Annotated in this window: 14 protein-coding genes; 8 read left to right on the forward strand and 6 right to left on the reverse strand. The window is 46.9% G+C overall.

Going from position 1 to position 13,360, the window contains the following annotated elements; genetic code table 11:
• Nucleotides 1-270 precede the first annotated feature (270 nt).
• The 4 genes from L1D15_RS06540 to L1D15_RS06555 all read left to right on the forward strand — a co-directional run bounded on the left by L1D15_RS06540 (nucleotide 271) and on the right by L1D15_RS06555 (nucleotide 3,014).
• Nucleotides 271-468: a hypothetical protein gene (locus tag L1D15_RS06540; protein WP_239869087.1), complete on the forward strand. Its 198-nt coding sequence runs from the start codon at nucleotides 271-273 to the stop codon at nucleotides 466-468.
• 162 nt (nucleotides 469-630) lie between these two features.
• Nucleotides 631-840: a DUF3283 family protein gene (locus tag L1D15_RS06545; protein ID WP_239869078.1), complete on the forward strand. Its 210-nt coding sequence runs from the start codon at nucleotides 631-633 to the stop codon at nucleotides 838-840.
• An 88-nt stretch (nucleotides 841-928) separates the two neighbouring features.
• A complete protein-coding gene (locus L1D15_RS06550; protein WP_008074122.1) occupies nucleotides 929-1,645 on the forward strand; it encodes a YebC/PmpR family DNA-binding transcriptional regulator in 717 nt (238 codons plus the stop codon).
• Between the two features lie 139 nt (nucleotides 1,646-1,784).
• Nucleotides 1,785-3,014, forward strand: a complete 1,230-nt coding sequence (locus tag L1D15_RS06555; RefSeq protein WP_239875067.1) for a lysozyme inhibitor LprI family protein — start codon at nucleotides 1,785-1,787, stop codon at nucleotides 3,012-3,014.
• A gap of 56 nt (nucleotides 3,015-3,070) precedes the next feature.
• Here L1D15_RS06555 and L1D15_RS06560 read toward each other — a convergent pair whose 3' ends face one another.
• Nucleotides 3,071-3,307 (reverse strand): DUF2798 domain-containing protein, encoded by a 237-nt coding sequence (locus L1D15_RS06560; protein ID WP_239875068.1) that lies wholly within the window; start codon nucleotides 3,305-3,307, stop codon nucleotides 3,071-3,073.
• A gap of 83 nt (nucleotides 3,308-3,390) precedes the next feature.
• On the opposite strand from L1D15_RS06560, the gene L1D15_RS06565 reads away from it, so the two are divergent.
• Nucleotides 3,391-4,296 (forward strand): LysR family transcriptional regulator, encoded by a 906-nt coding sequence (locus L1D15_RS06565; protein WP_239875069.1) that lies wholly within the window; start codon nucleotides 3,391-3,393, stop codon nucleotides 4,294-4,296.
• 38 nt (nucleotides 4,297-4,334) lie between these two features.
• On the forward strand, nucleotides 4,335-5,066 hold the full coding sequence (locus L1D15_RS06570; protein ID WP_239875070.1) for an SDR family oxidoreductase: 732 nt from the start codon (nucleotides 4,335-4,337) through the stop codon (nucleotides 5,064-5,066).
• An 81-nt stretch (nucleotides 5,067-5,147) separates the two neighbouring features.
• On the opposite strand, the gene L1D15_RS06575 is transcribed toward L1D15_RS06570, so the two are convergent.
• Entirely contained in the window at nucleotides 5,148-6,047 is a 900-nt protein-coding gene (locus L1D15_RS06575) for a DMT family transporter (RefSeq protein WP_239875071.1), read from the reverse strand.
• A 119-nt stretch (nucleotides 6,048-6,166) separates the two neighbouring features.
• Here L1D15_RS06575 and L1D15_RS06580 point away from each other — a divergent pair, with 119 nt between their 5' ends.
• Nucleotides 6,167-6,649 carry a MarR family transcriptional regulator gene (locus L1D15_RS06580; protein WP_239869058.1) on the forward strand — a complete coding sequence of 161 codons (483 nt, stop codon included), beginning with the start codon at nucleotides 6,167-6,169 and terminating at the stop codon, nucleotides 6,647-6,649.
• 100 nt (nucleotides 6,650-6,749) lie between these two features.
• Here L1D15_RS06580 and L1D15_RS06585 read toward each other — a convergent pair whose 3' ends face one another.
• Together L1D15_RS06585 and L1D15_RS06590 are read right to left on the reverse strand one after the other, a co-directional pair.
• Nucleotides 6,750-8,564 carry a CocE/NonD family hydrolase gene (locus L1D15_RS06585; RefSeq protein ID WP_239875072.1) on the reverse strand — a complete coding sequence of 605 codons (1,815 nt, stop codon included), beginning with the start codon at nucleotides 8,562-8,564 and terminating at the stop codon, nucleotides 6,750-6,752.
• A gap of 9 nt (nucleotides 8,565-8,573) precedes the next feature.
• On the reverse strand, nucleotides 8,574-9,992 hold the full coding sequence (locus L1D15_RS06590) for an AbgT family transporter (protein WP_006959847.1): 1,419 nt from the start codon (nucleotides 9,990-9,992) through the stop codon (nucleotides 8,574-8,576).
• 130 nt (nucleotides 9,993-10,122) lie between these two features.
• Between L1D15_RS06590 and L1D15_RS06595 the strand changes: the two genes are divergently transcribed.
• Nucleotides 10,123-11,043 (forward strand): LysR family transcriptional regulator, encoded by a 921-nt coding sequence (locus L1D15_RS06595; RefSeq protein WP_019277434.1) that lies wholly within the window; start codon nucleotides 10,123-10,125, stop codon nucleotides 11,041-11,043.
• 40 nt (nucleotides 11,044-11,083) lie between these two features.
• On the opposite strand, the gene L1D15_RS06600 is transcribed toward L1D15_RS06595, so the two are convergent.
• Nucleotides 11,084-11,521, reverse strand: coding sequence for a heme-binding protein (locus tag L1D15_RS06600; protein WP_006959844.1), 438 nt, complete (start codon nucleotides 11,519-11,521; stop codon nucleotides 11,084-11,086).
• Between the two features lie 20 nt (nucleotides 11,522-11,541).
• The gene (gene aceB / locus L1D15_RS06605; RefSeq protein ID WP_239875073.1) at nucleotides 11,542-13,170 is read right to left on the reverse strand and encodes a malate synthase A; all 1,629 of its coding nucleotides are present in this window, start codon (nucleotides 13,168-13,170) and stop codon (nucleotides 11,542-11,544) included.
• Nucleotides 13,171-13,360: the final 190 nt, after the last annotated feature.

Here is a 13,360-nt window from a genome sequence, read left to right on the forward strand (position 1 = left end):
ATGTTTGAGGAGCATTTGTAGTTAATGAGTATCAAGATAGAGCGATTGTTTACCCAGTAAAAATGAGAGCTTGATCGCCTTAGAATTCTTAGGGGTAATCCCTTAAATGTACTTCGCCAGTTAGCTATGCGCAAAGCTTATTTATACAAAAAACACTAACTGTGTACGAACTATTAGCGTAATCACATTATGGAGCTAAAATTCTTAACAAGGGCAGTCAGCTTTTGCTACAGATTAGCTGTCCCTAGCATGGTTTGTCCGGAGGTTACAATGTCCATTAATTCTATTGACCATGATGAAATGACTAAAATCACAGACAAGTGGGATTTCACGGAAGAAGTTGAGTCACAAAAGCCAACCAAAAGTGTTAAGTCAGCGGAAGCTCGTCGTCGTATTGAAGCATTAAGAGAGATTCGCGAAAGTGGCTTAACTATTGAGGAAGCGAAGGATCTAGGCATATTACACTAGTCGTGATAACAGTAATAATTGACTTAAGGGTGGCTCAAATAGCCACCCTTAATTTTTCTTTTTTTGATCTCAATTAAGTCACTGTGTGTGCTTTGAGTGCCCATTTAACTTACGAGTGTGTTATATTTTCTCCCCATATTTTTACAGATACAGAACCCTTGTATGTCTATTAACCTATCGACACTCCCTGCCAATGAGAAAAATAAAATTGAGCTTGATAAGCAAGCGTCTTTCTTAGTTTGGAAAATGCGTGAAGCAAAAGCAGGTCCTGATGAGATAGATCAGCAGGCAAACAAGATCCAAAATGAAGAAGAGCGAACTGCATTTCTTGAATCTGTAGCCAAATACAAACGAGTAATGGGCGTCGCCTGACCCTTTTTCTCAGCAAAGCGAGAAATTGAAATGGTCTCGTTTTTTGCTAAAATCCTTCGCGTTTAATTGAATTAGAGAGAACATCCCGATGGGAAGAAGTTTTGAAGTGCGCAAAGCCTCTATGGCGAAAACAGCGGGCGCAAAAATTAAAGTTTATTCCAAATACGGTAAAGAAATTTACATGTGCGCGAAAAATGGTGGTGCAGACCCAGACATGAACTTGTCTCTTAAGCACCTGATCGCAAAAGCGAAAAAAGACCAAGTTCCTGCACACGTTATCGACAAAGCGATCGATAAAGCAAATGGTGGTGGCGGTGAAGACTACGTTCCTGCGCGCTACGAAGGCTTTGGTCCTGGTGGCACAAGCGTCATCGTTGATTGTCTAACTGACAACGGTAACCGTACTTTCCAAGATGTGCGCCAGTGCTTCGTTAAAACAGGGGCGAAAATTGGTGTTGAAGGTTCTGTTTCACACATGTTTGATCACCAAGCAGTATTCCAGTTCAAAGGCGACGATGATGAAATCATTCTAGAAACGCTGATGATGGAAGACGTAGACGTGACTGACGTTGAACTTGAAGATGGCGTGATTACGGTTTTCGCTCCTCACACTGAGTTCTTCAAAACTAAGACTGCTCTAAACGGTGCCTTCCCAGACCTGACTCTTGATGTAGAAGAGATCACTTTCGTACCTCAAACTCACACACCTGTTGCGGGTGAAGATGCAGAGAAATTCCAGAAGTTCTTAGACCTTCTTGATGACTGTGATGACGTTCAGCAGGTTTACCACAACGCTGAGTTGTAATCGCAGCGCTGAAAATTAGATAAATCAAAAAGGGATCGATTCGATCCCTTTTTTTGTTTTCGTGTATCGTCCTAAATATGGTTGATACCAAACTCGAAAGAGCATTCATTCTGCTCACTTTGTTATTGATGGACCAATAATGACCAAATTTATTCCGATTGTATTAGGTTGTAGCTTGGCTTTTTCCGCTGCTTCAACCGAGCTGGAGCTCGTGACGAAAGCGCAGAAGCTCTATGAAGCAGGCGATAAAAAACAAGCGCAGACTTTGTTTATTCAGGCGGCTGAGCAGGGCAGTGCAGAAGCGCACTTTAGACTTGCTTACCAATACGTTTTACCAGATGAAGAGAGTGTCTATCATTTGCAGCAAGCCGCGGCGCATGGTCACCAAGAGGCACTAAAATACTATCTAGATAAGGTCTTTTTCCGCGCTGGTAGTATTAGAATGTCTGACCCTAAAAGCGCATTAGAGACTTACTATAAAGCCAAACAGAAAAATCCTCGTTTGTCCCTCTATGGCGAACAAGAAAAGGTGCAAGTACTGACTTACGCTGCTGAAGTCCCTGAGCGTGACCCTGATACGTTCTTTAAAACTTTTCAGGTAGAGGATGAAGACGGAGATTGGCCCTTCTACGATGTATGGGAGTTAGCTGAGCAAGCTTCAAAAGAGGGAGGAAAGTTTGGTAAACCCGATCCGGAGCTTGTGTTTTGGTTGATCACGCGTGGTGGTGATGTGCCAGCAGAGGTCTCATTCGCGGTTACTGATTACTATAAGCATTGGAAAAATAATCAAGTGGAGCCTTTTAACCTTTGTCATTACGTGACCAGTGGCGCGGGGGCAGGGTATTGCGCTGATAGGGATGCCGTAGAGCAGGAGAAACGTCGCCAGAGTGAGCTTTCCTCATTAGGCCAAAAGCTGTCAGGGGAGAGCCTAGCTCTGTTGAATCTGGCCTATAAAGAGATGGAAGGTTTTGTCACGCTCAAAGCGCAGCAAGAGGAAATGCATGGTGGTACGGGGCGTACTGCTTGGATTATAGACTCGATTCAATCGCAGAAGGATCTTTACCTTTCAATACTAGATAAAGCCATTCAAGGCGATATAGAGGCAGTTTCCACGCCGCTCAGTGAAACAGACAGCCAATTAAATGCGTCATACAAAAAGCTAATGAGTGCGCTTAAACTGCCAGCTGAAGACTATGCGATGCTAAAACCAGAAGCTGATGATGTAAGAGAAGTGCAAAGGCAGTGGATTAAACATCGCGATGCGACATGTCGCCTGATTGCGTCAGTCGAGCCAAGGTTAAAAGAGCAATGCCTCAACTGGATAACGGCTCAAAGAGAGCAAGAGTTGCAAGGTATTATCACGCCATAATGGCACCAATAAAAATGAAAGGGGACGTGAGGTCCCCTTTTTGTTTTTTAAACGCTTTAAGCCTGCGAGACAGCGTTTGTGCCAGCTAACCAGTTAGACAACTTTCTAATTTGCGGTAAGACCGTCAAGTTAAGTGTTAGCGCTGCTGGCCATGCCAGAAGAAAGCTATCTAGCCAAATTGCTGGCCACTCGTTACTAAACCCCAGTTTATAGCCAGAAATTAATCCCGACATAATGATGGCCATGGTCAAAGACGAAAGCAGGGTGGAAATCCAAAAATGTTTGCGGCTCATAAATTCTCCTCTTGTTGTTGTTGTTTTGATGCTTTAAAGGATATAACTATCCATAAGTGAAAAAAATAAGCAGGTTTAGAAGTATGGATTCCATATTTGGAAATGTTGATGATCTCTATCTGTTTTGTTGTGTTGTCGAAGAAGGCTCTTTGCTTGCTGCTTCTAGGAAGCTTCAGCTGCCGGTTTCCACCATGTCCCGCCGGCTTTCAGCCTTAGAGCAACGTCTGAATATTCGATTGCTTGAGAAGAAAGGCAGGGAGCTAGTTGCTACGCAAAGTGGCTTACAGGCGTTTGAGTTGTTGCAGAGTGGTATGGAGTCTATTGAGTCTGGCTTTGGACAAATTGTCTCTGATACTCAACAAGTCTCAGGTAAGATAAAACTCGCGATACCACATAACTTTTATCGTGCTTTTGTCGGTGATGTCGTTGAACAGTTTTTGGTTGATTATCCACTGGTTTCGCTCGATTTAGTCCTTAGTCAAGAGCAAGCGGTACCACAAACAGATAGAGATTTACTGATTACCTTCGATTTGGCAGATATGAACGACATGATTGCCAGACCTTTGTTTAAAGCACGACATGCTTTCTTTGCTAGCCCCGAATACATAGAAAAAGTGGGTAATGTGGAAGATTTACAACAACTCAGCAAACTGGACTGGATCAGTGTGGATCACGTATTGGATATCTCGGTTTACGACCAAGACCGCTTAATCGATGTGATGAGCGTGAAACCTAAGTTGATTGTTAACGATATTCTGGCGGTTTGCGGTGCGGTTGAAAAAGGACTTGGAGTAGCTTCTTTGCCGTTCAGGCATGTTCATAAAGAAATGAATATTGTACGGGTTCTGCCTCAGTATCAACGCAGTGTTAGACAAGCCTACTTGGTTTATAAGCAAAGGCGCTATCAGCCTAAAGCGCTGAGTTTGTTGGTAGAGCGTTTAATGGCTGGCGTAGAGAAGATGCAAGAGCCAACGGATTTTACACTGTAAAGTCACCTCAATTGAAATTGAAGAGTAAAGGAAATCAAATGGATAAAGTAGTCATCGTTACAGGAGCGGGAATAGGGATTGGAGCAGAAACCGCCAAGCTACTTGCGAGCCAAGGCTATGCCGTCGCTGTCAATTACCTTAGAAACCACCAGCGCGCTTATGAAGTGGTTGAGCAGATTACTTCCACAGGCGGAAATGCGTTCGCTATTCAGGCTGATGTTTCAGACCAAGAGCAAGTTGAAGCTATGTTTGCCCAAGTTACCCTGCGCTATGGCACGGTCACTCATTTGGTGAACAATGCAGGTATTCTGTTTACTCAATCAACCTTGAGCGAGATTGACTTAGAGCGATTCAAGAAGGTAATGGATGCCAATGTCATAAGCTGTTTTTTGTGCTGTAAGGCGTTTATCAATCAGCTTGATATTGATGGGGCTATCGTTAATGTTTCATCTGCGGCTTCAAGAACCGGAGCTCCGTTTGAATATGTAGACTACGCAGCTTCTAAAGGCGCGATGGATTCGTTAACCAAAGGGCTGTCACTTGAGCTAGCAGATCGCAATATTCGAGTGAATGGGGTTCGACCTGGTTGCATTTATACTGAAATGCATGCGGATGGCGGCGAACCTGGACGTGTAGACCGACTCGCTTCACAAATTCCGCTTGGAAGAGGAGGAACGGCATTAGAGGTGGCTCAATCGATAGCCTGGCTATTGTCCGAAGAAGCATCGTTTGTGACTGGTTCGTTTATCGATATAGCGGGTGGAAAGTAGGAGGACCTTGTTGATCCACGTTGGTGTTTACATTGTAAAGTGAAACGCCATGTTGATGTCATGGCGTTTGTTTTTTACCACTCAACTCGATTTACATTGGGTGGGTGATGGCTTGTTCTGTCGTAGTGCCAAGATCGCTTGAGGAAGAAGAGACATCACAATCATGCCAATCATTAAACTGTATTGGAAAGGCGTGAATGACTCACCAAGCAATATCAGGCCGGTTACTATGCCTGCGATTGGGTTGGCGATGCCACCAAAGGTAAAATCCACCACTGTCATGCGCTGCAGAAGCCATACATACATGCCATATCCCAACGCTGTGTTGAGACCGACCACCCACAATAAACCTAAGCTATTGCGCAGTGAGAAGTTCTCTAGTGCGTTGCTGTATTGAACCGGATCGATGAAGGATTGGAATCCTGCCGCGACTGACAAAATCGTGCCACCGAGAATCAGTTGCCACGTCAATACAGTCCACCAGTGCATGCGATTACCTAGTGATTTCGTCAGAGAGCTACCCGCAACAATACACATGATGGCAGCCAGCATAGCCCCCAGCCCAATCGGATTGAGGCTGATAGAGCCCGGAGAGAACAGCATCCATGCAAGGCCAATCAGTGCGGCGCCACAGACGGCTTGTATGTAGTTAGGACGGTGTTTATTCACCACCCAATGATACACCATGGCAAACACAGGTACCGATACCATACCGACACCCGAAATTGCTGAAGGCAGAGTCAATGCCATCACAAATATTAAGCCAAAGAAGGTCGCAATGTTGATCAATCCAAGGCTGAATAAAATTTGCCAGTCCCCTTTTTTCGGTAGAGACGGCTTAATCATCAGTAACAGCAGTCCGGCAGGCAGTGCTCGAATTGCCCCCAAAAGCAGAGGAGGCCAATCGGACAAAGTGAACTGTGTTACCGCATATGTTGTTCCCCAGAAGAAGGCGGGGATCATTGCCAGTAATATATTCATAATTATTTATCTTTACATTAAGATATTTTGCGTGAATGTACGCCTAAAAGTTCTGTTTGTAAAGTATCTTTATGTTAAGATACTTCGACACGTCATTTTGTTAGTGGAGAAATCTGTTCATGGACGCTATAGATAGAGTGGTCGATCAATGGGCAAAGGAAAAGCCCGAATTAGATACTGAGCCGATGGCCATCATGGGTAGGCTACTTAGAATTGCCAAATATATGGAAACGGAAGTCACGCAATTGCATAAGCGCTATGATTTAAAGCTGGGTGAGTTTGATGTATTGGCAACTTTGCGTCGCAGTGGATCACCGTTTCGTTTGACTCCTTCCGAGTTGATTGATTCTATGATGCTGACTTCTGGTGCGATGACCAATCGACTGGATAAATTAGAATCTAAGAACCTTATTGTGCGAGAGCACAGTAAAGAAGACCGCCGTAGTGTCACTGTGCAGCTCACAGATGAAGGTTTTACCTTGATTGATAAAATTATCGAGGAGCATGCAGAAGTGCAGCATAAACTGGTCAAAGGTATGAACTCAAACCAGAAGCGTCAGATTAATCAGATCCTCAAAGGTTGGCAGACTCAGTTCGAGTAATGTCATATTGTGCCCATCCAGTGGTGATTTTGCCGCTGTAGGTAGAAACCAAATGACAAAGAAAAACCAAGCCCCTACAAGTCAATAGGGGCTTGGTTTTTTAGTTTGGTCGAATCTCCAAGGTCAACATGGATGGATAGCTGTGGCTACAGTGAATGGTGTTTTTGGCCACTTGCTTGGTATATGCTTCACCTTCGGGTTCGCCGCTATTTGGGTTGACGTCAAACTTAGGGAAATTGCTGCTGGCAATGTCTAATCGCAGTTTGTGCCCTTGCGCGAAGCAATTCTGAGTGGCAAACGCTTCAACCTCAATTTCGTAAATCACCCCACGGCGAAGCAGCTCTGGCTGCTGCCAGCTTTTGTGGTAGCGACAACGAAAGATGCCATCGGAGATGTTCATCGCGAAGCCTTGCGGGTAGTCCTCGCTTGGCGGATAAACATCAACTAGTTTGATGGTGAAATCCGTATCCGGTGCGTCGGATTCAATAAACAGTTTCGCCGATACTTTTCCTGACACAATCATATCATCAGCGAGTGGTTCGGTTTCAAACACCAACACATCCGAACGTGCTGCAAGGGGAAGGTTATTGCCTTTGGCTCCGTAAAAGCGAGCATCTTCACGCTGATCGAACGCGCCTCCTTCAAACACCGGCTTACCCGAGGTTAACGCACCGCCAACAGTGGGGACTGGGTTACTCGGATCGGCCAGGTAGCTGATGCAATCATCTGTCACAGGAGCCTGCTGAGTCAGCAGGCCTTGTCGGTGCAGATACCAGTTCTGAGCTTCGGTGTTTTTCATTGGCCAGCGATCACTGCTTAACCAGTGCCCTCCGTGCTTGAGCCTGCCCAGCTCGCTTTTTTCACCTGAACCGCCGCCCATCTGGAACACCTGCACGTTGGCAAACGTATGACGGTCATCATTGAGCAGCCAGCGCTGGAACCACTTCACGCGAAAATCCAACCAGTTGTTGTCAATGTTGTCGTCAAATGAGGCGTCCTGACCGAAATCCACATCACCGCTATGTGTGGTATTTCGGTCTCCATGAAGCCAAGGCCCCATGATCAGTGCTGTCTGGGAGCGATTCTTTTCACTCAACACCGTGTAGTTTTCCAGCGTACTTTTAACGTATACGTCGTACCAGCTCGACATCAACAACACCGGAATATCAGCAATATTCTGATAGCTATCAAGCGCGTAGATGCCGGACTTTTTCCAGAAATCACTGAAACTGCCCTGTTTCCACTGCTCAAGCAAATACGCTTCATATTCAGGCACATGGCGCAGTGGCGACTGGCCCGCTTTCCACGGTAAGTACTTAAACCATTCGCGAATGTCTTCCTGCTCCAGCGCTTTTTTCACCACAGGATCTTGCTCGGCCTTGGGGCTCACCAGTGCCTGACGATAAGCCCATGTCGCCTGCTTGAGCTCAAACGCTCCGCCCTGACGAATACCGCATTGATAGGCATTGGAAAAGCCGCCTGAGTCCAGCACCATACTCGCCAGCCCCGGAGGATTGAGACATGCCAGTGCCAGTTGAGTGTGGGCGGCGTACGACAGCCCCATGGTGCCTATTTTTCCATTGCACCAAGACTGCTCAACTAGCCATGCACACGTATCGTAGCCATCTTCGGCTTCGTTGATGTACTTGGTAAAGGTGCCGCTGGACTGATAACGGCCGCGACAGTCCTGAAAGACACACACAAAACCTTTATCAACGAACGCCTGCGCCATTTCTGCACGGGAGACCTTATGCCCTTGCAACGTGACTTCAGAACGAGAAGGCGCCGTTTTGTCGTAAGGCGTTCGCTCCATTACCACGGGCCATGGGCCTTCACCGTTGGTTGGAAAGTAAATATCGGTCGCGAGTGTTTCTCCGTCTCGCGTACGGATTTTGACATCAGTTACTGCTTTCATGAGATGTCCTTAGGCGTAAACGTGTAGGCTGATGGATAGGAATACCAGAGCACACGCAATGGTGATGAGGAAGAATGGGAAGATGTATCTTGCCCATTGTCCCCATCCGACTTGTGCCGTCGCAAGGAAGATCAGTAGCCCGCTGGAAGTCGGTGTAATGATGTTTGTCGCCCCGTTACCCATCAGGAAGGCCAGTACCGTGGTGTGTGGGTCGACACCGGAAAGCTGTCCGAGTGGGCCAAGGATTGGCATGGTGACGGCGGCTTGCCCAGAGGTGGATGGAATCGCCACGTCGATGACCAACTGAGAGAAGAACATGCCATAAGCGGCAAGCGTTGGTTGGCCTTCACCGATGACTCCGGCTAAGTGGTAGATGATGGTATCCAGCACTTTACCTTGTGCAAGGACAATGGCGACAGAGGTGGCGAGCCCGATCAATACGCCTGCGATGAGAACCTTTTTCATACCGCTGATGAAAGCGTTGATGGTGTCATTGGCTGACAAGCCACCGATGACAGCGAAAATCACACCAAGCGAGATGTAATACGCAGATAACTCGTTGTATTTCCACTTCCACGTTTGTGAAGCATAGACCAGAAAGGCGATGCCCAGTCCAAGAACCGTCAGTACAAGCGTATGGCGAACTGGCAGAGGTTTGTTGTCCCATTGCGCGACGATTTCCGTTGTGCGTGCTTCTTTGCGAATACTATGCAGCACGTACGCCACACCGATTATCATCAGTACCACGTAAACGAAAATACGCATCCCCATACCGCTGAATATCGGCACATCAACCAGTGGCTGAGCGACGGATAGGGCATAAGGGTTAGTGATCGATGCTAAGTAACCGACTTTAACCGGAATAGTGACAATTGCCAGACCGATAATTTTTGACAGCCCCAGTCTTGTTGCCATGGCAACGACCATAGGTATCACGAGCAAGAACTCCTTCGCCATACCCATGAAGGTGCTGCCCATGGAAAACACCACCATCAGGATCGGTACCAATAAGTAGACGTTACCGCGAGTGGCAGAAAGCGTTCGCTCAAGGCCTGTTTCAATGGCGCCCACTTTGTCGAGTACGCCGAACATGCCACCAATAAACAGCACCATGAAAATCATGCCTGCTTGTTTGGTGATGGCTTGAGGAATACTGACTAACGCATCAAGCAAACTGACGGCTTGAGCTTCGCCTTCTTGAGGGTAAATACCAATCAGGTTGAGTGGGGAGACGTCTTTTTCCAGCACTTGGTAGGTGCCGGGAATGATTAGTTTGCCGTTACGTTCAAACTGTCCGGAATCGAAAAAATAGGTCATCAGTACTGCTACCACAACGACAGACAGCAGGATGATTACAGGGTTTAAGTTACCTTTCTTCTTTGGTTGTTCAGTAACATTTTGTTGAGCTGGTGATATAGCTTCACTCACTTTAAATCTCCATTTCGTCACATTCTATCCTACAACATTTCTGCAACATATTTTTTTGTGTTAGGGTTTTCAATTCAATGACAAATAATCATAGATGTATGACAGAAATGACTTATTTAAATGGAACCAGATGAATATAACAGCGAAACAACTTCGGGCGCTTAAAGCCATCAGCCAAGCTGGGACAACCAGTTTGGCGGCAGAACAGTTGAACTTATCTCAATCCGGTGTGAGTCGAATGTTGGCTCAGCTGGAAAAAGAGCTTGATCTGGATCTCTTTGAACGAGACCGAGGGCGATTGAAAATTAAACCCGAATCGCTCAATTTGTTATCAAACGCACTGCACGTTTTAGAGGGTATGGAGCAGCTCCAGACTCAGGCGTCGGAAATCAAAAGGGGACGCAAAGCGAAGCAAGTATTCAAGATTGCAATGCCTTATACCTTTGCCAAGTCACTGGCCCCCAAACTTATCAAGCAATTGGTGGCGCTATTTCCTGACGTGTCGGTTGAACTGTTTTCCAGCCATTATCAGTCGATTGAAGAAAGTGTCTATTCCGGTCAGGCAGATGTCGGGTTTACCCGCATCAGCAATCATTCTAAGTTTCGCTCCACGGCTCTGGATTCGGGGATTGCGATGTGTGTGTTTCCCGAGGGCCACGAGTTCGAGGCATTCCACTCGGTCAACGCTGACAACTTGCGCGATCAGAAACTGGTCATGATCGGGCGTAAGAGCAGTACTCGTCATGATGTGATGAACTGGTTCACTCGCAGCAATTTGTTTCCGGAAATTGTTGTCGAAGCGCACTCTGTCGATGTCGCTTGTTCACTGGTGGCGGAAGGGATTGGCGTGTCGATTGCTAACAGCACCATGCTCAAAGGAATGGACAATCACAAGATTCGTGCGTTGCCGATCTTGGACTTGCCTCGCTATCAGTACGGCGTGATCCAGCGGCCTGATGACATTGCCAATGAGCGCAAACAGCCAGTCATTGATGCGTTCTCGGATTTACTTCAGGAAATGTTGACAGAACTGCCCGTGTTGGGCCGTTAACGGTAATGAAAAAGCGGCCGGAGCCGCTTTTGATGAAGGGTTATGCCGCGTTCTCATCACAGAACAAGTCGGCGTGAGTAATACCACGCAGGGCGCAGCTTTCGTCGAGGTCAGAGATATCTCCACTGACACCGACCGCGCCGAGGATGTTCTGCTCAGCATCACGGATCAGTAAGCCACCAGGAACGGGGACCATATTACCGTGCGCCAGAACGTTTACGGCGGAGATAAACGCGGGGCGGTTGTCTGCGTCTTGAGCGAGCTTTCTTGAGGAGCAGCCGAGCGCGAGAGCACCCCATGCTTTTGCGATTGCGATGTCTGGCCGCATCATGCTACTGCCATCTTGTCGTTGCAACGTAATCAGCTTTCCTCCGCTGTCGAGTACAGCGACCGTCAGAGGGGCGCTTTGGCTCTTTTGTCCAGCCTGAAAAGTACCGTCAATGACGGCTAGTGCTTGTTCTAGAGTTAAACTTCCCATGTTATCTCCTGATTTTTTGTTTACGCGGCTCCTTGCAGAAGCTCGTAACTAGGTAAGGTCAGGAAGGTGGCGAACTCTTCTGCAGTAGACAACTTGTAGAAAAGGTCAGCAGTTTGTTCAAAGCGGCCTGCCGCATAGCGAGCCTCACCCACTTCCTGTTTGATAGTGTCGAGTTCCTGATACAACCACGTGTGGAATAATTCTTTGTTGAAGGTTTGGCCATCATCCAGCTTGACGCCGTGATGAATCCATTGCCAGATGTTCGCGCGAGAGATTTCTGCTGTCGCCGCGTCTTCCATCAGACCATAGATAGGCACACAACCTGAGCCCTGAATCCATGCCTCAATGTAGTAAAGAGCAATGCGAATGTTCTTGCGCACGCCAGCTTCGTCACGCGAGCCTTCACACGGTTTAAGCAGCAGCTCTGCGCCAATCTCGTGCGTAGGGCTGATAAAATCGAGCTGATTGACTTTGCCTTCAAGGTTTTTATCAAACACAGACATCGCCAAGTCGACTAAAGCAGGGTGAGCGACCCAAGTGCCATCGTGACCATTGCGTGATTCACGTTCTTTATCTTCAATCACTTTAGCGGTGACGCGTTCCATCTCCTGCGGGTCTTTGGCAGGAATAAAGGCCGACATACCGCCCATTGCCAACGCACCACGCTGGTGGCAGGTTCTGACGAGTAACTGGCTGTAAGCATTGAGGAATTCTTTATCCATACCAACCACATGACGATCTGGCAGGATGCGATCTGGATGGTTTTTCAACGTTTTGATATAGCTGAAAATGTAATCCCAGCGGCCGCAGTTCATCGCCACGATATGATCGCGCATGGCATAGAGCATCTCTTCCATTTGGAATACTGCTGGCAGTGTTTCAATCAGTACGGTTGCGCGGATGGTGCCACGTGCCACGCCGAAGTGATCTTCAGTGAAAGCAAATACGTCATCCCACCATTTTGCTTCTTCCATGCTTTCTAGCTTAGGAATGTAGTAGTAAACGCCCAGACCTTGTTGCGCTCGGGTCTGGTAGTTGTGATAGAAGTACAAAGCGAAGTCCATTAAACAGCCCGGAATCGCTTGTTGATTGAATTGGATTGATTGCTCTGGCAGGTGCAGGCCGCGTGGACGAGCGATCAGTAGGGCAGGGTTAGCATTCAGCTCATATTGCTTATTTTTTTTGTCGTCAAAGTAGCTGATGGTGCCTGCGTTGGCGTCTCTGAGGTTGATTTGCCCTTCGACCATGTTTTCCCATGTTGGTGAAGAAGCATCTTCAAAGCAGCACATAAAGACTTTCGCGCCGGAGTTCAGCGCGTTGATAACCATTTTTCTGTCTACTGGGCCGGTAATTTCTACTCGGCGATCCAATAGCTCTGGCGGTGGTGTTGCCACTTTCCATGATTTGTCATCACGGATCGCCTGAGTGTCAGTTCTGAAATCTGGCAATGCGCCTGCATCGTATTGCTTTTGCTGTTCCTCGCGTGCTTGCAGCAAAGCGTCACGACGGGCGCCAAATCGGTTTACCAATACTGTCAGAAAAGAAAGGGCTTCATCTGACAGAATCTCCTTATAGCCTGGGTTGTCTGTATGACCGACAACCTCCAGACAGGCAGTTTCTTCTCTTTCGGCTAGATCGTTCAAATTCATTGTTCGTCTCCTTTAAACAATATTGATCGATTTTGTGTACAAAAATTATTTACACGAATACTTATATGGGAAAATTTGTAAACAATCAAAGGGTATTTAACATTTATTTTTCATTTACTCGTCTGGGAAATTATTTTTACGTAAAGATATTTTATGTAAAGCAATGATTTCTTTGTCTTATGGGGTTAGC

The organism is Vibrio sp. Isolate25 (genome assembly GCF_022398025.1).
GTDB lineage: Bacteria > Pseudomonadota > Gammaproteobacteria > Enterobacterales > Vibrionaceae > Vibrio > Vibrio coralliilyticus_A.